We start from the raw sequence: 20,141 nt of genomic DNA, 5'->3' as shown, positions 1-20,141 counted from the left end.
CCTGGCTGAGGGGCTCGTGGATCTCGACGAACTCGCCGTGCGGCAGGCGCTAGATGATGCCGGTCTCCCGCCCACCGCACCGCGGTGCGGTGGGCGCGGCCATGCCCCTTCACCTTCCCTGCTCGGCGCGTCCCTCACGGGAACCGCCGTACGCCTCCCTGCGCAGCGCGTGCAGCCGGTCGCTCGGCCGCAGTCCCGGGGCACTGCGCCCGTACGGGTCGTACCCCGGCGAGTCGCCCGTCCACGGAAGGCGCGCCGACAGCGTCAGCACGGCCACGGGCCGCCACGGCTGCCCCCGCGCGGCGACGCACAGGTCGAAGACCACGTCCCCACGCCCCAGCTGTCCCCGCACGGCCCCGAGGCCCCCGCGCACCGAGCGGTGCGGCCCGCGTGGCACGGCCGCCAGCCAGCAGGTCCGCCGCCCGACCCGGTACGCCGTCAGCGTGCCGTACGGGCCGCGCAACGGATGCCGGCGCGGAAGCGGCACATGGCGCAGCAACCGCCCCGCGCCGCTGGTGGTGAGCAGCAGGTCCCAGGGCCGTCCGGGCCCCGAGGCGTCCTCCACCCGCAGGGCGAGACCGAAGCCGTCCGGGAGCCGCTCGGGCAGCCCGAGAGCCCGCGACCAGCGGGCCGTGACGCGGTACGTTCCCGGCTCGTCCAGCAGCGCGACGCCCCAGGCGCGGTGGGCCGAGCCGGTCACGGTCAGTACCCCGGAACAGTTCAGGCCGTCCGGGTGCAGCGCCGGCGCCCGGCGCCGCCGGGCCACGTACCGGCACACCGTCCGGACCAGCCCGGTGTCCATGAGCTTTCGCCGCATGCGTACGCCCTCTCAACGGCTGGAGGAGTCTTCCGGGGCAGGGGCCCGACATCGGCGTGGCGCCCCGGCCGGACGGCGGCGTGGCGCTGCTCGACCTTCTCGCCCAGCGTCAACACGCGACCGCCCGCCGCCCCGGCCGGCAGCCCCTGCCACAGTGCGCGCTCCCTCATGGAGCGCCGGGTACCCGGCAAGGCCCCGCGTATCCACCGCCGGCGCCCCGGCACTCGATCGGCGTACGCCGAACCCGCGCCAGGGCCCCTACGCGTACCTGCGGTCAGGCGGCGGACGCGAGCACGGCCACGTCGTACCGCTCCACCACCGCCGCGGGGGAAGCCTCCGCCTCGGCGTGGGCGGCGGCTTCCAGGCGTGCCAGGCCCTCCTGGAACTCCGCGGCGGTGAGCTGGGTGAACTTCGACTGCGGCCGGGCGACCATGCGGGCGTGGTACTCCCCGAGGGTCGCGGTGACCGGCCGGGCGAACGACGTGACGGTTCGGACCGTGAAACCGGCCCCGGCGAAGTCCTCCAGCACCTCGGCCTCCGAGGGGAACCGCCGCTCGTCCAGCTCGCGCAGGCGCGGCCAGTAGTCGTACACCAGGGCGTCCAGCCGCTCCCGGAACGTCGTCCGGATGACCACCGCCCCCTCGGGGCGCAGCACGCGGGCCAGTTCGCGGGCCGCCCGGCGCCGGTCGGGCACATGGTGGACGACCCGGGACAGCAGGGCGAGGTCGAACAGACCGGAGCCGGTGGGTACGGCTTCTGCGGTGCCCGCCAGGTAGTGGACCCCCGGGTGCGAGTTGAAGCGGCGCGCCTGCCGCAGCATGGCCTCGGAGGCGTCGACCCCGACCACGCGCGACGGCCGCAGCCACCGGGCCATCGCCGAGCAGAACATGCCGGTCCCCGCGCCGACCTCGACCACCGAGGGGGCGGGACGGCCCGCGAAGGAGCCGATCAGTTCCGTCCAGTCGCGGAGGGACTCCTCGGGCATCTCGTTGCCGGACTGGTAGGCGCCCGCCAGCCGCTCGTCGTCGTACACCCGGCCCCGGTTCACACGGCGTCCCGGAAGGCGTCGGCCAGTACGGCGGCCGCCTTGGCGACCAGCGGGTTGTCGGAGGGGGCATCCTTCTCCGGCTTGGTCGTCATGACGACCAGGACGACCGGCGGACGGCCGGGGGGCCAGGCGATGCCGGCGTCGTTGTTGGTGCCGTAGTCGCCGCCACCGGTCTTGTCGGCGAGCGTCCAGTCGGCGGGGAGCCCCTTGCGGAAGCGTTCGACGCTGGTGGTGTTGGCGAGCAGCCAGTCGGTGAGCAGGCGGCGGTCACCGGGGGCGAGGGCGTTGCCCAGGACGAGACGGGAGTACGTGCGCGCGATGGCGCGGGGCGTGGTGGTGTCCGTCTCCCGCCCCGGCTCCGCGGTGTTCAGCTCGGGCTCCCAGCGGTCGAGACGCGTGACGTCGTCGCCGAGGGAGCGGCAGAACCGGGTGATGGCGGTGGGGCCGCCCAGCTCCCGCAGGAGGAGGTTGGCGGCGGCGTTGTCGCTGTGGGTGATGGAGGCGGCGCACAGCTCGGCGATCGTCATCCCGTTGGCGAGGTTCCGGGGGTCCTTGGTGACCGGCGCGTGGACGGCGCGCACGACGTCCTCCACGGTGTAGTGGATGCGGCGGGCCAGGAACTCGCCGTGGCGGTCCAGGTCCCGCAGGACCGCCGCCGCGCCCACGGTCTTGAAGAGGGAGCACATCGGGAAGAGCTCGTCCGCCCGGTACGCGACCGTGCGACCCGTGGCGGTGTCGTACGCGTACGCGCCGAGCCTCGCGTCGTGCTCCCGCTCCAGGGCGCGCAACCGCCGGTCGGCTCCCCGGGGCGCCGCCGCGTGCGCGGCGGTGGGCAGGGATACGGCGGCCAGGGCGGCGACGGCCCCGGCGGCTCCGGCGGTCAGGACGGTCCGGCGGGTCGCACGGGCTTCGACGGGTCGCACAGTCGTGTGCCTTTCGTTCGTACGGTGGGACATCTGACAGGACGTCACTACCGCACCAACGGTTGCACGTCAGTGGTTGCGCGCCAGGGGTTGCGCCTCAGTGGTTGCGCGTCAGTTCCGCGCGCCGAAGACCTGCGTCCACCACGGTCCGCCGGAGCCGGAGTGGATGCCCATGCCGATCTCCTTGAAGGCGCAGTTCAGGATGTTGGCGCGGTGGCCGGGGCTGTTCATCCACGAGTCGACCACGCTCGCCGGGCTCTGCTGCCCCCGCGCTATGTTCTCGCCGTAGGTGCTCCACGCGTAGCCCGCCGCGGAGACCCGCTCCCCGGGGCCCGACCCGTCGGGGGAGGTGTGGTCGAAGTAGTCGCGGGCTGCCATGTCCTCCGAGTGGCGCTGGGCCGCCGTCGCGAGCCTGTCGTTCATGGTCACCGGCGCGCAGCCGCTCTTCGCGCGCTCCCGGTTCACCAACTCCGTGACCTGCTGCGCGAAACCGCCACTCGGCGGGCGGTTCGACGGCGAGGACGCGGCCGGCTTCCTGGACGGGGTGGCCCGGGGCGGCGTGGTGCTCGGCCGCGCGGACTCGCGGGGCGCGGTGGGGGAGGAGGACGCGCTCTTCGAGGGGGTCGGCGACGCCGTCGGCGTCGCGCTCGGAGACGGCGTGGCCTTCGGCGAGTTCGGGGCCTTCGCGGCGGTGGGCACGGCCGGTGCGGAGCCCTCCGGCGCCGCCGCCGTCCGTACGGTGCCGCCCTCCTCGGCGTCGCGGGCGCCCGGCCACAGCTGGACGACCCCCAGCGTCCCGCCGACCACGGCGACGCCCAGCACCACCGCGAGCGCGCGGCGCCTGCGCCGGGAACGCTGCCTGAGGTCCCGCCGGGAGACCCGGCCGCCCCGCCCGCGCCCGCTTCCCCGCCCCCGGTGCTGCTCCCGCGGCCCGCCGTACGCCACCGGCGCCATGGCACCGGCCGGCGTCACATCCGGTACGGCCGCGGCCGCGAGCGGCACCAGGCCGAGGCCCACGAGCAGTCCCTCGGCGGGGACCAGCCCCGACGAGTGGCCGGAGCAGGCCACGCACGCGCGGGCGTGCCGGGCCACCCGCTTGCGCCACAGCGCGGACGGCACGCCGTCCCAGGCGCGGACGAGGGCGTCGAGTTCCGGGCAGCGCGGCGCGGCCGACAGGGCGCGCACCACCAGCCGGGCCGTCTCCAGCTGTGCCTTCATGCGCTGGACGCGTACGGCGGTGTGCTCGGGTGACAGCTCCATCGCGGCAGCGACCTCGGAGCGGGTGAGTTCGCCCGCCGCCTCCAGCCACCACAGCGACAGCAACTCGCGGTCGTCGGTCTCCAGCCAGCGGGTGGCCTCGGCGACTTCGCGGCGCTGCCCCGACAGCCCGAGGCGCACGATCGTGAGGTCGACGAAGTCGGCGCCCGGGTCGGCGACGTCGTACGCGTCGTGCAGCGCGCCGGTGACCGGGGCGGAGTGGTGGTCGCGCCAGCGCCGGCGTATCTGGTTCATGGCGATCGCGACGAGCCACGACCGGAAGTTCGCGGGGTCGCGCAGCCCGCCCAGCCCCTCCAGGGCGCGGATCATGGTCTCCTGCACGACGTCGTCGACGTCGGCGTGGCCGTTCAGGGCCCGGCCGACGATGTTGTACACCAGGGGCATCCAGGCGGCGACGAGCGCGTCCTGAGCGCTCTGGTCCCCGTTGCGTGCGGCCTCGATCAAGGGCGCCATGCTCTGCTGGGTCACGATCCGTGTCCACTCTTTTCCGACGGCGGTGCGCGTTGTGTGCACCGCTTGGGAGACCGCCGAGGGTTGGGCAAATAACAGGAAACGGCAGAGTAGTCGGAAGTTTTTTCGCTTAGTGTTCGAGGGTGAGTCTTCATGTCGTCATAGGTTTCGGGCCCGCTGGGGCCGCCACCGCCCGGCTGCTGGCCGAACAGGGCCATGAGGTACGGGTGGTGACCAGGTCCGGCCGCCCGGCGGAGCCCGGGATCGAGCACCTCGCGTGGGACGCGGCGGACGGCGGACGACTGACCGAAGCGGCGCGGGGCGCGGCCGCGATCCACAACTGCGCCGGGCCGCCCTACCACCGCTGGGCGACCGAATGGCCGCCGCTCGCCGCCGCGGCCTGTGCGGCGGCCGAGGCCACCGGGGCCGTCCTCGTCATGCTGGGCAACCTCTACGGCTACGGCCCGGTGGACGGCCGCCCCCTGACGGAGGAGCTGCCGCTCGCGGCGACCGGCCCCAAGGGGCGGCTGCGCGCCGCGCTGTGGGAGGAGGCGCGGGCCCTGCACGAGCAGGGGCGCATCAGGGCGGTCGAGGTGCGGCCCTCGGACTTCTTCGGCCCCGGTGTCACCGACGGCGGCCACCTGGCCGCCCGCGTCATGCCGCGGCTGCTGCGCGGCAAGCCGGTCGCCGCCCTCGGCGACCCGGACGCCCCGCACAGCTGGAGCTACGTCCCCGATGTGGCCAGGGCCATGGTGGAGGTCGCGGGCGACGAGCGGGCCTGGGGGCGCGCCTGGCACGTCCCCACGCAGCCCGCCCTGTCCGTCCGGCAGATGGTCGACCGCCTCGCCGCCGAGGCGGGCACGGCACCGGTCGCGGTGCGCAGGCTGTCCCCGGCCCTGCTGGCGGTCGCGTCGGTCTTCTCCCCGCTGATCCGCGAAGTGAAGGAGATCCGCTACCAGTTCGACCGCCCGTTCGTGGCCGACGCGAGCGCGTACGAAGCCGCGTTCACGGTACGGGCCACCCCCCTCGACGAACAGGTCAAGGCGACGGTCGCCTGGTGGCGCGAGCGACTGGCCGCCACGGGATGACGGACGGAACCACGGGCGGCGCGGCGCACGACGACGGCCGAAGCGGAGGCCGCCCCCGCCGAAGCGGGCTGGTCACGCGGCCGTGACACCGATGCGCGGCTGCCCCGGCTGCTGCGGGCCGTAAAGGACCGCTTCGCCGCCGAAGGGCGCCCCGTCGAGCCGTTCCCGGCCGCCCGGGACGTCGTGCGCGCAGTCGGCGGCCTGCTCCTGGTCGTTCCCAGTACGCCGCCGGATGCCGTCGCGTTCGCCCCGCACGGGATCCACGGCGGTCGGCAGGACGCGGAGGGCCCGCCTCGGCGGCGACGGCCGCGATGAGTTGGGGTGGCGGGCGACCGCCGCCCGCGCACGAGTACGTCGCCTGACGGGACCCGGAGACGGCCCCCCCGCCCGAGTCAGCCGCGTGCGAGGTCCCTCTCGAAGCCGGACAGCAGCGCCTCCAGCGCGTACGCGAAGCGCGCCTCGCCCGCGTCCGCGCCCGCCTCCCGGGCCGCGCCGACCAGCAAGGGGTAGGCGTCCGCGTCCAAGGCGGCCAGACTGCCGGCCCCGTCGAGGCCGCCCGCCCGCGCGGCGGCGTGGCCGACGACGAAACTGGTCAGCGAATAGAGGATGTCCAGGGTCCTGGCCAGGGGGAAGCCGGCCTCGTGCAGCATCCTCACCACGGCCTCCAGCGTCCGCAGGTTGCGGGGCGTCATGGCGGGCCGGGACAGCAGCAGCGGCACGGCGTGCGGATGCGCGTCGAGCGCGGCCATCAGCGCCCGGGCGTAGGCCCGCAGGTCCTCCCGCCAGGTGGCGGCGCCGAACTCGGGGGGTACGGCCTCGGCGACGACCTGCTCGATCATCCCGTCCAGCAGAGCGCTCTTGTTCGGCACGTGGTGGTAGAGGGTCATCGCCTCCACGCCCAGCTCCGCCCCGAGCCGGCGCATCGACAGGGCCTTCATCCCCTCCCGGTCGACGAGCCGTACGGCCGCCTCCAGGACGGCCTGCCGCGTGAGCCCCGCGCGCTGCCCCCGGGCCCTGTTGGCCGCCATGGTGCTTCCCTCCTACGGGTTGACGATTCTTACGGCGTAAGTCTACCGTTCGCGACGAAGACTTACATCGTAAGAATGGCGGAGGAGAGAGGGCGATGACCACCACCGAGCCCGTCCAGGCGAGGAAACCGCCCCCCGAGGGGCAGGGTGTGGCGCGGCTGCTGCGCCCGTACGCGGGCGGATTCGCCGCCGTGATCGGCCTCCAGGTCGTCGGCGCGGTGGCCGGACTGGCGCCGCTGCTCGCGGTCGTCGAGCTGGGCCGCACCCTGCTCGCACCCGGCCCCGTCGACCACGGTCACGTCCGGTTCACCGTGGTCGCGGGCGCGGCCGGCCTCTTCGTCCGGCTGCTGTGCACCGGAGCGGCGGCGGGCATCGGGCATCTGCTCGACGGGCGGGTGCAGTTGGCGTTACGCCGGCAGCTGGCCGCGCGGCTCGGGCGGGTGCCGATCGGCTGGCTCGCCCGCCGCCGCAGCGGTGAGCTCGCCAAGCTGGTGGGCGAGGACGTCGGTGCCGTGCACCCCTTCATCGCCCACACGCCCGGGGAGCTGGTCACCGCCTTCGTCGTACCGCTGGTGTCGCTGGTCTACCTGTTCACCGTCGACTGGCGGTTGACCCTGATCACCCTGATCCCGGTGGTCACGGCGGTGGCACTGGTCCCGCTGATGATGACCCCGGCCCGGGTGAGGGAGCAGGCCGACTTCGACGCGGCGATGGCGCGGATCGCGGCCTCCGTCGTGGAGTTCGTCCAGGGCATCGCGGTCGTCAAGGCCTTCGGCGGGGGCGAGCGCGCCCACCGCGCATTCCGCGCCGCCGCCGACGACTTCGTCGCCGTCTTCCGCCGCTGGGTGCACGGAATCTCCCCGATCGCCGCGGGGATGCAGCTGGCGCTGTCGCCCCCGTTCGTCCTGCTGGTCGTGCTGACCGGCGGCGCGGTACTGATCGGCGGCGGGGGCATGGTCCCGGCCGATCTGCTGCCGTTCCTGCTGCTGGGACTCGGCCTGACCGCCCCGGTCGCTGCGCTCGGGCACGGCTTCGACGAGCTGCAGGCCGCCCGCCGCGCGGTCGGCCGGATCCGCGACGTCCTCGCGGTCCCGCCGCTGCCGGAGCCGGCGCACCCCGTGGCGCCGGACGGCCACCGGGTGGAGCTGCGCGGCGTCCACTTCGCGTACGAACCCGGCCGCGACGTCCTGCGCGGGGTCGACCTGGTGCTGGAGCCGGGGACGGTCACCGCGCTCGTCGGGCCGTCCGGGAGCGGCAAGTCCACCCTGGTCCAGCTGCTGCCGCGGTTCGTCGACCCGACGAGCGGCTCCGTCCGCCTGGGCGGCGTCGACCTGCGGGAGCTCGGCAGCCGGGAGCTGTACCGGAGGGTCTCCTTCGTGTTCCAGGACGTCCGCCTGCTGCGCGCCTCCGTCGCCGACAACATCGCGCTGGTGGTCCCCGACGCCGGACCGGAGGAGGTGAGGCGCGCCGCCCGGCTGGCGAACATCCACGACCGGATCCTCGAACTGCCCCGCGGATACGACACGGTGATCGGCGAGGACGCCCGGCTGTCGGGCGGCGAGGCCCAACGGGTCGCGCTCGCCCGCGCGCTGCTCGCCGACACCCCCGTCCTGGTGCTCGACGAGGCGACCTCCTTCGCCGACCCGCACACCGAGCAGGCCGTACGCCGCGCCCTGGAGTCCCTGCGCGGAGACCGTACGGTCCTGGTCATCGCCCACCGCCTGGAGACCGTCATCGGCGCCGACACCGTCGCCGTCCTGGAGGACGGGCTGATCGTCGAGCACGGCCGGCCGGCCGAACTGCTCGACGCGGGCGGGAGGTTCGCCGCGCTGTGGCGGTCCCGGCCCACGGCGGGCTCCTGGGGGGCGCACCCGACCGACGGCGCACCGCAGGGAGACGGACCACAAGGAGACGGACCACAAGGAGACGGACCACAAGGAGACGGACCACAAGGAGACGGACCGCGATGATCCGCACGCTGCTGCGCGTACTGGGCGACGAGTACGGCCGCCCGATGCGCCGTACCCTCGCCCTGATGACGACGACCGCGGTCGTCGAGGGCCTGTCCTACGCCCTGCTGGTGCCCGTGCTGCGGGCGCTGCTCGGGGGCACGCCCGCCGATGCCCGCCCCTGGCTGGGGGCGTTCGGGGCCGCGGTGGCCGCCTACGCGGTGCTGCGCTATCTCAGCGATCTGTCCGGGTTCCGCGTCGGCACCGCGCTGCTGCGCGGGGTGTACCACCGCCTCGGCGACCATCTGGCCCGGTTGCCGCTCGGCTGGTACGGCGCGGCCCGGGTCGGAGAGGTGTCCGTCCTGGCCGGCCAGGGTGTACTGCGGGCGATGAGCGTGATCGCGCACCTGCTGGCGCCGTTCGTCTCCGCCGCCGTGACGCCGCTGACGGTCGTCGCCGTGATCCTCGCCGTCGACTGGCGGCTGGGCCTGGCGGCGCTGGCCGCCGTCCCCCTCGTGGGGGGGATCCAGGCCCTGACCGGGCGTACGACGGCGGCCGAGGACAAGGAGCGCGCCGCACGCGACCGCGAGGCCACCGGCAGGGTCATCGAGTACCTCCAGGCCCAACCGGTGCTGCGGGCCGGGGGCCGGACCGCCGAACGCTTCCGGCTCCTGGACGACGCCCTGCGACAGGTCCAGCGCGCCTCCCGCCGCTCCACGCTCTCCGCGCTGCCCGGCGCGCTGGGGCTGACGCTCACCGTGCAGGCGGTGTTCACCGCCGTCCTGGTCCTCGGGGCGTACCTCGCGCTCGGCGGGGGCGTCAGGGCCGCGGAGCTGCTCGCGATCCTGGTACTGACCGCCCGCTGCGCCGATCCGCTGCTGTCGCTGGCGGACCTCGGCGGCAAGCTGCGGGCCGCACGCGGCGAACTGGACAGGCTCGACGCCGTGCTGCGCACCGAGCCGCTGCCGCAGGCCGCCCACCCGGTCCAACCGGTCGGCCACGGCCTGGAATTGCGGTCGGTCACCTTCCGGCGCGGCGGGCGCACGGTGTTCGACGGCCTGTCGCTGTCCGTCCCGGAAGGGCAGCGGCTGGCCGTGGTGGGTCCCTCGGGCGCGGGCAAGACGACCCTGCTGCACCTGCTCGCACGGTTCTACGACGTGGACGCGGGAGCGGTACGCGTCGGCGGGGCGGACGTACGCGAGATCGCCGCACCGGACCTGATGGCGCGGTTCGCCATCGTCTTCCAGGACGTCTACCTCTTCGACGGCACCATCGAGGACAACGTCCGCCTCGGCCGCCCCGACGCCACCGCGGCCGAGGTGCGGGCGGCGGCGACCGCCGCGCGACTCGACGAGGTGGTCGCACGCCTCCCCGACGGGTGGGCGACCCCCGTCGGGGAGGGCGGCGCGCGCCTGTCGGGCGGCGAGCGCCAGCGGGTCTCGATCGCCCGGGCGCTGCTGAAGGACGCGCCGATCGTGCTGCTGGACGAGGTCACCTCCGCCCTGGACCCGGTAAACGAGGCGGCCGTCCACGCCGGCATCGAGCGGTTGATGGCGGGGCGGACCGTGGTGATGGTGGCTCACCGGATGCGTACCGTGCGCCACGCCGACCGCATCGTCTTCCTCGACGCCGGCCGGATCGTCGAGGAGGGCACCCACGACGAACTGCTGCGCCAGGGTGGCCGCTACGCCGAGTTCTGGAACCTCTCGCCGGTTCCGGCGACCGGCGCGTGAGCCGCGGGGGCCCCGACGGGGTCCCGCGTACCGCCTCCTGCCGCCACATGTGATCCGCGTCCGCTGTTGTCACAGGCGCCGGGCCTGCGGTGCCCGGCGGCGCCTACTTCGCCGTGCTTCTGGGCCTGCTGGCCCTCACCCCCGGCCAACTGGCCCGCTCCCGTGCCCGTTCCGGCTGCGGCTGCGGCTCCGGCCGATCTCGCTGAGCCCCGTCCGGGGCCGCGAGCCCCTGGGCCGTCACCGCCGCCGCGGTGCTGAGACGACCTCCTCCGGTCGTGTGAGACGCTCTGCCGGAGGAGGCACTTCATGCTGGCGGATGTCATGCCCGAGCAACTGATCGCCACGTTCGGGATCACATGTGTCACTTACTTCCCGCGCTCGCGCGCCGGAAGGCTCCACGCCGCTACCGCGGATTTCCTGGCGAACGTCGGTCTGCCGTCCCTCGACGCGGACAACGCGTTCTCGTCGAGGGACGACCTCGACGATGCGGCGCGGCTGACCTGCACGCCCAGCCTGCGGGCCGCGCTGGAACATCCCCTCCACGCGGACGTCTCCTCGCTCGCGCAATCCCTGATCCTCCTGGAAGGGACGAAGAAGGAGTGCAAGGGGCTGCCCACAGACGAAGCCGGCTATCAGGCGCGTATGGATGCCGTCGACCGGCTCAAGAGGTGCATCGCCCACTACGACGAAACCCCTCTGGGTCCCGACAGCCCTTGGTCGGCTCTGCTCGACGAGATGGCTCTCGGCATGTGGGGGTGACCACACCACCGAGGGAAGAAAATGCGTCAAGTGATCCCCCTGGGAGTCTTCGGCCGGATCGCCGGCCAGTCGGCCTTCTCGCGGGTGGCGAAGGAGCTCGCGGAAGGCGGCGGAGCGATCCCGGAGGACGAGCGCGGGGCGATCGGCGCGTACCTGAGGAACGCTCCCGTGATCATCGCCCTCATGGGCTACACGGAGGACGTCCTGGAGGGGCGGTTCGCCGTCACCGGCGGCTCCGCCATCCTCAGCGACGGCACCTGGTTCTGGCGGCGCGACGCGGCGGAGTACGTCGAGACGTACGGCACAAGCCTCCCGGAGGACTTCCTCCGAGGCGGGCGCGCGACGCGGTGGAGCCCGGCCCGCCTGACGAGGGACGAGGTCCTGGACGTCGACGACTACTTCATGTGGCTGCGCTCGCGGCGCATGTGAGCGCGTGCCCGGGACCAACCCGTACCTGGAGCGGTTCGTGGTGCTCACCGGCGTTCCCTGGGACCGGCTCGTCGTCCCGGTCCCCGAGCGGGGTGGCAGTGGCTTCCTTGGCGAGAGGGGGGAGAGCGCGTGTCGATGGCGTCCGACACCCCGGTTGCCGATCAACGTGTCCCGAGATGTTGGTGAGGCCCGCGGCACTCCAGGCGGCGGCGGGGGTGTGTCGGCCCTGAGGGACATAATGCAGGCTGTGGACCTGAGACCGGAGTTGTCGCCCCCGCCCGTGAGTCGGCAGCGGCTGGACGAGGTGTGTTCGGAGATCGAGCGCATCGCTGACCTGCTGGCCTCCCGCCGGGAGGCGGCGGACGAGGCGATCGCGGCCTTCAACGCGATGACCGGGCACGATTACGAGGCTCTCGACTTCGCCGCATACCACGGCAGCAGGAGTCTGGAGGAGTTCGCGAGGGAGGCGGCGCGGCCGGCTCGCCCCGTGGTCGCGGACATCTCCCGGGACGAGCTCGTTGAGATTGTTCGCAGGCTTCTGATGGTCTCCCCGGAGAGCGACTTCTATCTGCGGCTCCTGGAGGCGAACGTGTCGCATCCCCGGGTAAGTGACCTCGTCTTCCACCCCTCGGACGCCCTTGAGGACGCGTCTGCGGAGCAGATCGTCGACGAGGCTCTGAAGTACCGACCGATCGCGCTCTGAGCTGCGGGGGAGGTCAACCGGCCGTGGCCTGCTGTTCGGCGTGGGCGCGGGCGCGGGTGTGGGCGATGGCGATGGCGAGGGCGGTAGGAGTCGGTTCAGGTCTCGATGATGGTGCCGCCGAAAATGAGGCGCTCGACGATGGCCGCGCTTTCGGGCTTTCACGGTATGCCTACCGGATGCCTGACGGCTCCCTGCCGGTCGCGAACAGGAGCGATGGTCGCCGATTCCGCCGCGCCTTCCCGGGGCCGCGAGGTGTCAGGCGTCGTAGGCGGGTGTGTACAGTCGGCTCGCCCCGGCGGCAGCCGGACGAGCGGGGCAGCCCCTTTTCCGACCGGGAGGTGAAGCCATGACGAGCGTGAGCAGCGGGCCGGAACTGTCAGAAGAGGCCACGGTGCCGTCGGCCTTGTCGGTGTCCGAACGTAAGCAGCGGATGCGGCGGCGCCTGGAGCGGCTGATCGGCATCGCCGCCACCGAGGGAAACGCTCTGGTGCCGCTGCGCAACGGGGATGAGATCTTCACGGCGATGCTGGACGGCATCCGCGGCGCCGAGCACACCGTGGACATGATGACGTTCGTGTACTGGCGCGGGGAGATAGCCCGTGAGTTCGCCCGGGCGCTGGCCGACCGGGCCCGCAACGGGGTACGGGTGCGACTGCTGCTGGACGGCTTCGGCAGCCGCCTCATCGAACAGGACCTGCTGGACCTGATGGAGGACGCCGGAGCCGAAGTGTCCTGGTTCCGCAAGCCCCTGTACCTCTCCCCGCTCAAACAGAACCACCGCTGCCACCGCAAGGTGCTGGTCGTCGACGAGCACACGGCGTTCACCGGCGGGGTGGGCATCGCCGAGGAGTGGTGCGGCGATGCCCGCAACGAGAACGAGTGGCGCGACACCCACGTCCAGGTACGCGGTCCCGCCGTGGACGGCATCGCCGCCGCCTTCGCCCAGAACTGGGCCGAATGTCACGACACCCTCTTCGACGACCGCGACCGCTTCACCAGCCACACGCCGCACGGCGACGCGGTGGTCCAGGTCGTGCGCGGTTCGGCGAGCTTGGGCTGGCAGGACATGCAGACCCTCATCCGGGTCATGCTCGAATCCGCCGAGCAGCGCTTCCGCCTGGCCACCGCCTACTTCGCACCCGATGCCTACTTCATCGACCTGCTGTGCGCAGCCGCCCGGCGCGGCGTCGAGGTGGAGATCCTGCTCCCCGGGCCTCACACCGACAAGCGGGTCTGCCGGCTGGCCGGCCAGCACCACTACGAGGACCTGCTCGACTGCGGAGTGAAGATCTACCAGTACCAGCCGACGATGATGCACGCCAAGATCATCACCGTCGACCAGGTCGCCGCGCTGGTGGGTTCCACCAACTTCAACCGCCGCTCCCTCGACCACGACGAAGAGGTCATGCTCGCCGTCCTCGACGAGGAGTTCACCGCCACCCTGGACCAGCACTTCGACGAGGACCTCCTGGCCAGCGAACGCATCGAGAAGGGCCGCTGGACACGCCGCTCCACCGTCCAACGGCTGCGCGAGGCCGCCGTCGCCCCCATCCGCCGGTTCCTGTAGGACGCGGACAGAGCCACCGGTGAGGGGTCCCGGCGCGGCCACAGCGGGACTGGGCGCACCGTACGTACATACGGACGCCGCGTCGGGGCAGACGACTCTCACCCGTCCGAAGGAGCCCCTCATGATCGTGGTCGCCGTCATCGCCGTTTGCGTGGTCCTGGCCGTGCTGGCCTTCTTCGTCCCGCGCATCTCCCGCCACCCCGAACGCGGCACTCAGCGTTCCCTCGGTGCCGGCGCTCGTGCCGGAGGGAAGGCGCCCGGCGTTTTGGGCCGGCTCCTGAGCAAGCCCTTCCACACCAGTTCGCGCGCCGTGGGCCGCAGCGGCTCAGCCGGCCGGCGGGCCCGCGGCCGCATGCCTTTCTGATCAGGTGCGGGTGCCTTGCGTGCCGCCGGTGCCCTAGGGGGTGTCTTGTCGATCAGGCCGGATCAGGGAGCGGGGTCTGGTGCCGTGGATCGCAAGGCGGAGGAGGGAGCCACTGCGGAGCATTGGCGACCGACGACAACGCGGCGTGGGGGCACCCCCAGGCGAAGCTCTGGGGGAGCGGTGCCAGGCGTCGCGAGCCCGGCAAGATCGACAAGACACCCCCTAGCCGCGCGGCAGACTCAGGAACTTCGCCGGAGCCGGCTCAAGGAACTTCGACATCGCGGCGGCGAGCCGCGCCTCCTCGGGCCCCCCGGGCTCGCCCGCCACGCTACGGAACGAGGCCCGCGGCGTCCGGATCCGCTGCCGAGACCAGTAGCCGCTCGAGGTCCCCCAGGGCCTCTCTTCCGGCGGTGGTTGGCATGTGGCAGGCGCCACCGTAACCCGCAACGGCACCAAGACGATCAAGGATTCCGCACAATGCCGAAAGGGATGCGGTCATGCGTCCCGATGGTTGCGGAACCACTGCGTCACTTCGTCGGCGTGGGTGTCCGGCGGGAAGACCGGGTAGAAGACGTGCTCGATGGTGGCACCGCGCAGTACGAGGGTCAGGCGCCGGTACAACGTCTGGCCGTTGGCCTCGAACGTCGGGAGCTTCAGTGCGTCCGCGAGCGTGAGTCGAGGGTCGGAGAGCATGGGGTAGGGCAGATGCAGGCGGTCCACGAGCGCCTGCTGGTAGTCGGCCCGGTCCGAGGACAGGGCAAGGACGCGATCGACGCCTTCGGTTCGCAGCGCATCCAGGTTGTCGCGGAAGTTGCACGCCTCCTGGCTGCATCCGCGGGCGCCCGGGATGTCGTTCCAGCCCTCCGGGATGTCGGCGGCCGGGTCTCCGGTCAGCGGGTAGAGGAACAGCACCCAGCGGCCCTCGGAGACCGCGTCCAGGCGTATGTCGCCGCCGTCCGTGCCGGTGAACGACAGAGCGGGGAGCGTAAGGCCCGGAAGGTGGGCGGCGGCGCCGTCGTCCACCGGGGCCGGCAGACCGGAGGGCAGGGGGTCGGCCTTGGGCAGCATCTTGTCGGGCTCCTTCGATGGCTTGGTGATGGTGGGGAAACCTCGCCGGGCCGCCGCGTCCCGGCGGCGGATCAGCTCTTCCCGGCTGTGGGCCAGCCGGGCGACGAGAAGGTCGAGCGCCTCGATCTTCTGCTGGTAGGCGGCCAGGGACTCCGCGCAGTGGTCGCCCTCCTCGTGGCCCGCGCGCAGGCAGGCGAGAAACGGCCTGGTCTCCATGGGAGTGAGGCCGAGCGCCCCAAGGCTGCGGATCTCCTCCGCCAGCCGGACGTCCTCCGCGGTGTAGTCGCGGTAGCCGTTGGCCGCACGGCCGGGGTGGAGCAGACCGCAGTCCTCGTAATAGCGCAGCGCCTTGATCGTCACGCCGGCGGCCGCGGCCGCCTCACCTGCACGCATGTGCACCTCCTCGTCGGAACAGAACGCTAAACCCGGCCCTTGGGGGACGGGTCAAGTGGCGAGGCGGACGAGCGGCAGGGGAGAGAACGGGGGGCAGTGGCCAGGCGCCGATACGCGAGGCCGAGGAGGAGCGCGCCGAGGCCCAGCCGTTCAACTACCCCCACCCGGAGCGGCGCTCGAACGTCCGCGCGACCCGGCGCACCACCCGGGAGGAGGCGGACGCCGACAGCGTCCCGGGCGTCCCCGGCGGCTACGGCACCAGCGGGGGCGGCCAGCCGAGCCGTACCAGCAGCGGCGCCGACGAGGCCGACCCCGACCAGCACTGACCCGACGAGCGGGGAGAGGAGCCGGGAGCAGGGTGCGCCAGCCGTCCAGTCGTCCCGATGGTGGGTAGCACGTACGGGGGTTCGGCGGCGCTGTCCGTCATCGGGTCAGACGCCCACGGGCCTTCCGGGCGGCGTGGCGCAGCAGCAGGCGGGGCGATCGGCGTACCAGCAAGCCCATCACCAGGCCGATGACGGCGCCCCCGGCGACATCGCTGGGGTAGTGCGCGCCGGAATGCACCCGCTCCACGGCCACGATGGCGGCCGGTACCGCGCAGACCGACGCCGCCCCGGGCCAGACGCCCGCAACCGCCACCGTGAAGCCCACGGCCGCCGCGGTGTGCCCGGAGGGGAAGGAGGAACTGTCCGGCCGATCCCGCACCTCATCGCGAGGCACGAGGTCCTCGGGCGGGCGGCGGCGTTCGTACAGCGGCTTGCACACGGCGTTGGAGACCAGCTCCGCCGCCCCCATGCCGATGATTCCCGCTGCCGCGGCCGTCCGGCCCCGGCCGCCACCGACGGCGGACATGACCGCTGCCGCGGCCCACCACAGCTTCGTATGCTCGGCCGCGGTTCGCGCTTTCGGCAGGACCCGGCGCGCCAAAGGCGACGTCCAGTGCGCCACACGGCGCGTGAGGCGCCGGTCCACTTCTTCCCACTCCGTCAGGTCGGCCATGATCGCCTGTTTCCCGCTCGGGGCGCGTGCACACCGGACGTGCACGGACATGTGACGGTGACCGCGCTGACGTGGAACGTTCCGCCGTCCCTTCCCGCTGTCCCTCGCCGCTGTCCGGGCCTCTCATACGGCCCTGCCTCGCCACCGCACACCCAGGGGGCGGCGGCGATGGCGCGCCGCGGTGTCGTGACCCGTTCGGTTTCCGCAACCGCCGGGCTTGTCCCCGTGCTCCTCACGACCGGAGGCGGGCACCGCGGCACACGAGCCGTGCTCCCTCGTACCACACACTCAAACGGGAGATCGCTCGTACGAGCGAGAGAGCGCTCAGGGCTCCTAAGCGACCGTGGGACGGTTTCCTCGGCCGTCCCACGGTGGTGAAAGGGGCGGGCTAGAAGGGCGGCTGCCAGTCACCCCAATGCGGCTCGTGGCCAGGCGGGGGCCAGGATCCCGGTTGACCCGCGCAGGGCCACAGGCGGCCCACCCATTCGCATTCGGGGATCGCGCCTTCCCAGTCGTCGGTGCACCGATCGGCCCAACTCCGGCCCACCATGATCGGCCGGGTCGCCACGCCACCGGCGCCCTGCTGCACCCGCACCACCAGGCCAAGCCCGTTTACTCCGGGGTTTCCCCGCGGACCATAGGAAACATCGGCCACCCCACACCTGTCAGCGTGCAAGAGGAACTCCTCCAGGTCGGCTGGAGTGCAAGCCGTCAACTCCCTCCCCCACAGCGTCACCTGCGGTCCGTGCACCGCGTCGACCGCAACGCAGAACAACCGGCCGTCGGTGAAGTAGGCGTACACGGCGGGCTCTTCACGACCCGTGCCGAACTCCACACCGAGGATCTCCTGCGATGAGGGGTCAGCCTGGAACCGACGCAGCTCGGTCATGCCCGGCAGCACCGCGGTGGCCTCGGACATGCCCATGCCGAAGCACAGTGGCCCGACGCTTTCCAGGGGCACGAGCTCCCAGCCCAACCGCGTCGGCCCTTTCACGGCACCCCGACGTTCTCCTGCCGTCATCTCTCCGCCCGTCTCCGTCCCACACCGAGCCGCGACGGACACCGGTGCTCACCGTCACCCGGCATTACACCCATCTCGAGATCCTTCACGGAAGGCCCGATGGGGCCCCTCTGCCGGTCACGGCATGAGCCCGGCTTGCGGTGGGAGGGCCGGGCCGACCGTGAGCGCCCGTGGGTCTGCCGCAGTACGGCAGACCCACGGGCGGTGCGGCCGGGTCTCAGCTGTGGGCCCACCGGTGGGAGTCGCCGCGGTGAACGGCAGGGCCGTATTCTCGAACGGGCGATGCAGGCTATGCAGATGCATCGCAGCCACCCGTCGGAGCCGGGCCCTGCCCCCTCCGGGTGCCAGGCACCCGGCGAACGATCAGGAGTTGACCAGTGATCAGTCTGGCCGCAGTGGGGGGAGTGGCCCTGGTCGAACTGGGCATGGCCCTGACTCCGGGACCGAACATGATCCACCTCGCCTCTCGCGCGATCACCCAAGGCCGCAGGGCGGGCCTTGTCAGCCTGAGTGGGACCGCCGTGGGATTCCTGTGCTACCTCCTGGCCGCGGCCGCGGGCCTGTCCGCGTTGTTCGCCGCAGTGCCGCTGGCGTTCACGGTGGTCAAGCTCGCCGGGGCCGCCTACCTGGCCTATATGGCCTGGGACATGCTCAAGCCCGGTGGCCGCTCGCCCTTCGCCCCGGCCGAGGACCTTCCTCCGGCCTCCGACGCCCGCCTGTTCTCGATGGGGCTCCTGACCAACCTGCTCAACCCCAAGATCGCTCTCCTGTACGCCGCTCTCCTGCCCCAGTTCATGGATCCGCAGGCGGGTCCGGCCTGGGCGCAACTGCTCCAGCTCGGCGGTGTGCAGATCGTCGTGGGGATCTCTGTGAACGCTCTGATCATGCTGGGCGCAGCACGGGTGTCGGGGTTCCTGGCCGCTCGGCCCCGCGTGATGACCGCCCAGCGGTTCGCGTCGGGCGGCTTGCTGGGATTCTTCGCGCTGCGCACCGCCCTGTCCCGTACGCCTGTCTCGGCCTGAGCTATGCCCGCGCTCCTGTACGACCGGTCCTGCTGGGATCGGCCGAACACGTTGCGGAGATCACCGACGCGGTCGTGAATGAGCTGGCTGTTCTCGTCCGGAGCGCCAGGGTGGAGGCTGAGCCGTTGTGGGGTCCAACTTCCCGGCCCCACAACGGATTTCACTCGGAAACGACCAGCAGGAAATGACGTCTCGCTCCCACTGCGCCTCTGCGAACCGCGAACGGTGGGGGCCACGGGTCCCTTCGCCAACGTGCCCGATGAGGGGACTGGCGGAGGATAGGAGGTTCGAACCCTTGATCCTGGCCAGGAGGTCTGATGGGCCATCTCTTGGCTACAGCCAGTCCTTCCGCTTGAAGATCACGTACAGGCTCGAACACACCACCGCCATCAGCAGGATCGCGAAAGGGTAGCCGTACACCCAGTGCAGCTCGGGCATGTGGTCGAAGTTCATGCCGTAGATGGTTCCCACGAGTGTGGGTGCAAAGAGGATGGCCGCCCATGACGAGATCTTTTTAATCTCCTCGTTCTGCTCGAAGCCCGCCTCCGCCAGTGCCCGCATCTCCGCGTTCTGCTGCTGCGTGACCAGTGTCGCGTTGACCGTGAGGATTTCGGTCAGGGCCTGGCGGAAGCCGTCCACGCGTTCGCTGGTGTGGGTGACGTGGTCGGCGACGTCGCGCAGGCGGCGCTGGAGTTCCTCGTCCGTGCCGTACTTGGCGAAGCCGGCCATCAGGGAGTTGAGCATGCCGACCAGGGGGCGGGTCGCGCGCTGGAACTCGACCATTTCGCGGGAGAGTTCGTAGATGCGGCGCGACACCTCGGGGTCGCCGCGGAAGACCTCGGTCTCGATTTCGTCGATGTCGTTCTGGACGCCCGCGACCACCGGGACGTACTCGTCGACGACCGCGTCGAGGATCGCGTACAGGACCGCCTCCGGGCCGAGGGCGAGGAGTTCGGGGGTCTCCTCCATGCGGCGGCGTACGGAGGAGAGGTCGGGGGCCGCGCCGTGGCGGACGGTGATCAGGAAGTCCGTGCCGATGAAGATGTGGAGCTCGCCGAAGTCGACCTCCTCCTGGGCGTCGAGGTAGCGCGCGGCGCGCAGGACGACGAACAGGGTGTCGCCGTACCGCTCCAGCTTCGGGCGCTGATGGGCTTCCATCGCGTCCTCGACGGCAAGTTCGTGGAGGTCGAACTCGGCGGCCAGTGACAGCAGTTCCGTCTCGGACGGGCGGTGCAGGCCGATCCAGGCCATGCCCTCCGGCTCCTCGCGCAGGCGGCGGAACGTCTCGGCGAGGGTGGTGAGGGAGGCGACCTTGCGGCCGTCGCGGTAGACGGAGGCCTGGACGATGCTGCCCTGCTTCCCGGGGGAGGCGGGCACGGGCGTGGTCGCTTCGGGCGCGGCCGGGGGAGGGCGGCGGCGCCAGTTGTTCTTCTTCGACGGCAGGGTCATCGGGATCTCACCTCCTTGCCTCGGGGCAGGATATATGCCCCGCTTTGTTCCGG

19 protein-coding genes are annotated in these 20,141 nt (G+C 72.4%); 10 read left to right on the top strand and 9 right to left on the bottom strand.

The window, feature by feature from the left end; all coding sequences use genetic code 11:
• Window positions 1-109: 109 nt before the first annotated feature.
• From AB0A69_RS08360 to AB0A69_RS08345, 4 genes are all read right to left on the bottom strand, one after another.
• A complete protein-coding gene (locus AB0A69_RS08360; RefSeq protein ID WP_361416752.1) occupies window positions 110-817 on the bottom strand; it encodes a phosphodiesterase in 708 nt (235 codons plus the stop codon).
• A gap of 274 nt (window positions 818-1,091) precedes the next feature.
• Window positions 1,092-1,865 carry a class I SAM-dependent methyltransferase gene (locus tag AB0A69_RS08355; RefSeq protein ID WP_361416749.1) on the bottom strand — a complete coding sequence of 258 codons (774 nt, stop codon included), beginning with the start codon at window positions 1,863-1,865 and terminating at the stop codon, window positions 1,092-1,094.
• Window positions 1,862-2,788 (bottom strand): class A beta-lactamase, encoded by a 927-nt coding sequence (gene bla / locus AB0A69_RS08350; RefSeq protein ID WP_361416746.1) that lies wholly within the window; start codon window positions 2,786-2,788, stop codon window positions 1,862-1,864. The genes AB0A69_RS08355 and bla overlap by 4 nt, the downstream gene beginning before the upstream one ends.
• Before the next feature lie 111 nt (window positions 2,789-2,899).
• Window positions 2,900-4,519, bottom strand: a complete 1,620-nt coding sequence (locus AB0A69_RS08345; RefSeq protein WP_361416885.1) for a sigma-70 family RNA polymerase sigma factor — start codon at window positions 4,517-4,519, stop codon at window positions 2,900-2,902.
• Between the two features lie 140 nt (window positions 4,520-4,659).
• On the opposite strand from AB0A69_RS08345, the gene AB0A69_RS08340 reads away from it, so the two are divergent.
• Together AB0A69_RS08340 and AB0A69_RS08335 are read left to right on the top strand one after the other, a co-directional pair.
• On the top strand, window positions 4,660-5,604 hold the full coding sequence (locus tag AB0A69_RS08340) for an NAD-dependent epimerase/dehydratase family protein (RefSeq protein ID WP_361416743.1): 945 nt from the start codon (window positions 4,660-4,662) through the stop codon (window positions 5,602-5,604).
• A gap of 99 nt (window positions 5,605-5,703) precedes the next feature.
• Window positions 5,704-5,919: a hypothetical protein gene (locus AB0A69_RS08335; protein ID WP_361416882.1), complete on the top strand. Its 216-nt coding sequence runs from the start codon at window positions 5,704-5,706 to the stop codon at window positions 5,917-5,919.
• Between the two features lie 77 nt (window positions 5,920-5,996).
• On the opposite strand, the gene AB0A69_RS08330 is transcribed toward AB0A69_RS08335, so the two are convergent.
• The gene (locus AB0A69_RS08330) at window positions 5,997-6,632 is read right to left on the bottom strand and encodes a TetR/AcrR family transcriptional regulator C-terminal domain-containing protein (RefSeq protein WP_361416740.1); all 636 of its coding nucleotides are present in this window, start codon (window positions 6,630-6,632) and stop codon (window positions 5,997-5,999) included.
• 95 nt (window positions 6,633-6,727) lie between these two features.
• On the opposite strand from AB0A69_RS08330, the gene AB0A69_RS08325 reads away from it, so the two are divergent.
• From AB0A69_RS08325 to AB0A69_RS08295, 7 genes are all read left to right on the top strand, one after another.
• On the top strand, window positions 6,728-8,602 hold the full coding sequence (locus AB0A69_RS08325; protein WP_361416737.1) for an ABC transporter ATP-binding protein: 1,875 nt from the start codon (window positions 6,728-6,730) through the stop codon (window positions 8,600-8,602).
• A complete protein-coding gene (locus AB0A69_RS08320; protein ID WP_361416734.1) occupies window positions 8,599-10,314 on the top strand; it encodes an ABC transporter ATP-binding protein in 1,716 nt (571 codons plus the stop codon). The genes AB0A69_RS08325 and AB0A69_RS08320 overlap by 4 nt, the downstream gene beginning before the upstream one ends.
• A gap of 306 nt (window positions 10,315-10,620) precedes the next feature.
• A complete protein-coding gene (locus AB0A69_RS08315) occupies window positions 10,621-11,073 on the top strand; it encodes a hypothetical protein (RefSeq protein ID WP_361416731.1) in 453 nt (150 codons plus the stop codon).
• Between the two features lie 30 nt (window positions 11,074-11,103).
• Entirely contained in the window at window positions 11,104-11,502 is a 399-nt protein-coding gene (locus AB0A69_RS08310) for a hypothetical protein (protein WP_361416728.1), read from the top strand.
• A 4-nt stretch (window positions 11,503-11,506) separates the two neighbouring features.
• Window positions 11,507-12,205: a hypothetical protein gene (locus AB0A69_RS08305; RefSeq protein ID WP_361416725.1), complete on the top strand. Its 699-nt coding sequence runs from the start codon at window positions 11,507-11,509 to the stop codon at window positions 12,203-12,205.
• A 430-nt stretch (window positions 12,206-12,635) separates the two neighbouring features.
• Window positions 12,636-13,772 carry a phospholipase D-like domain-containing protein gene (locus tag AB0A69_RS08300; RefSeq protein WP_361416879.1) on the top strand — a complete coding sequence of 379 codons (1,137 nt, stop codon included), beginning with the start codon at window positions 12,636-12,638 and terminating at the stop codon, window positions 13,770-13,772.
• Between the two features lie 121 nt (window positions 13,773-13,893).
• Window positions 13,894-14,136 (top strand): DUF6411 family protein, encoded by a 243-nt coding sequence (locus tag AB0A69_RS08295; RefSeq protein ID WP_361416723.1) that lies wholly within the window; start codon window positions 13,894-13,896, stop codon window positions 14,134-14,136.
• A gap of 495 nt (window positions 14,137-14,631) precedes the next feature.
• Here the strand turns inward: AB0A69_RS08295 and AB0A69_RS08290 are convergent, their stop codons facing one another.
• From AB0A69_RS08290 to AB0A69_RS08280, 3 genes are all read right to left on the bottom strand, one after another.
• Entirely contained in the window at window positions 14,632-15,597 is a 966-nt protein-coding gene (locus AB0A69_RS08290) for a MerR family transcriptional regulator (RefSeq protein WP_361416720.1), read from the bottom strand.
• Between the two features lie 423 nt (window positions 15,598-16,020).
• Window positions 16,021-16,596: a phosphatase PAP2 family protein gene (locus tag AB0A69_RS08285; RefSeq protein ID WP_361416717.1), complete on the bottom strand. Its 576-nt coding sequence runs from the start codon at window positions 16,594-16,596 to the stop codon at window positions 16,021-16,023.
• A 388-nt stretch (window positions 16,597-16,984) separates the two neighbouring features.
• On the bottom strand, window positions 16,985-17,521 hold the full coding sequence (locus AB0A69_RS08280; RefSeq protein WP_361416715.1) for a hypothetical protein: 537 nt from the start codon (window positions 17,519-17,521) through the stop codon (window positions 16,985-16,987).
• Between the two features lie 473 nt (window positions 17,522-17,994).
• On the opposite strand from AB0A69_RS08280, the gene AB0A69_RS08275 reads away from it, so the two are divergent.
• Window positions 17,995-18,639: a LysE family translocator gene (locus tag AB0A69_RS08275; protein WP_361416712.1), complete on the top strand. Its 645-nt coding sequence runs from the start codon at window positions 17,995-17,997 to the stop codon at window positions 18,637-18,639.
• A 333-nt stretch (window positions 18,640-18,972) separates the two neighbouring features.
• Here the strand turns inward: AB0A69_RS08275 and AB0A69_RS08270 are convergent, their stop codons facing one another.
• Window positions 18,973-20,088 (bottom strand): magnesium and cobalt transport protein CorA, encoded by a 1,116-nt coding sequence (locus AB0A69_RS08270; protein WP_361416709.1) that lies wholly within the window; start codon window positions 20,086-20,088, stop codon window positions 18,973-18,975.
• Between the last annotated feature and the right edge of the window lie 53 nt (window positions 20,089-20,141).

The organism is Streptomyces sp. NPDC045431, from assembly GCF_040646655.1.
Classification (GTDB): Bacteria; Actinomycetota; Actinomycetes; order Streptomycetales; family Streptomycetaceae; genus Streptomyces.
Note: the sequence above shows the minus strand (reverse complement) of the source record. Positions and strands in the feature narration are given on the sequence as shown.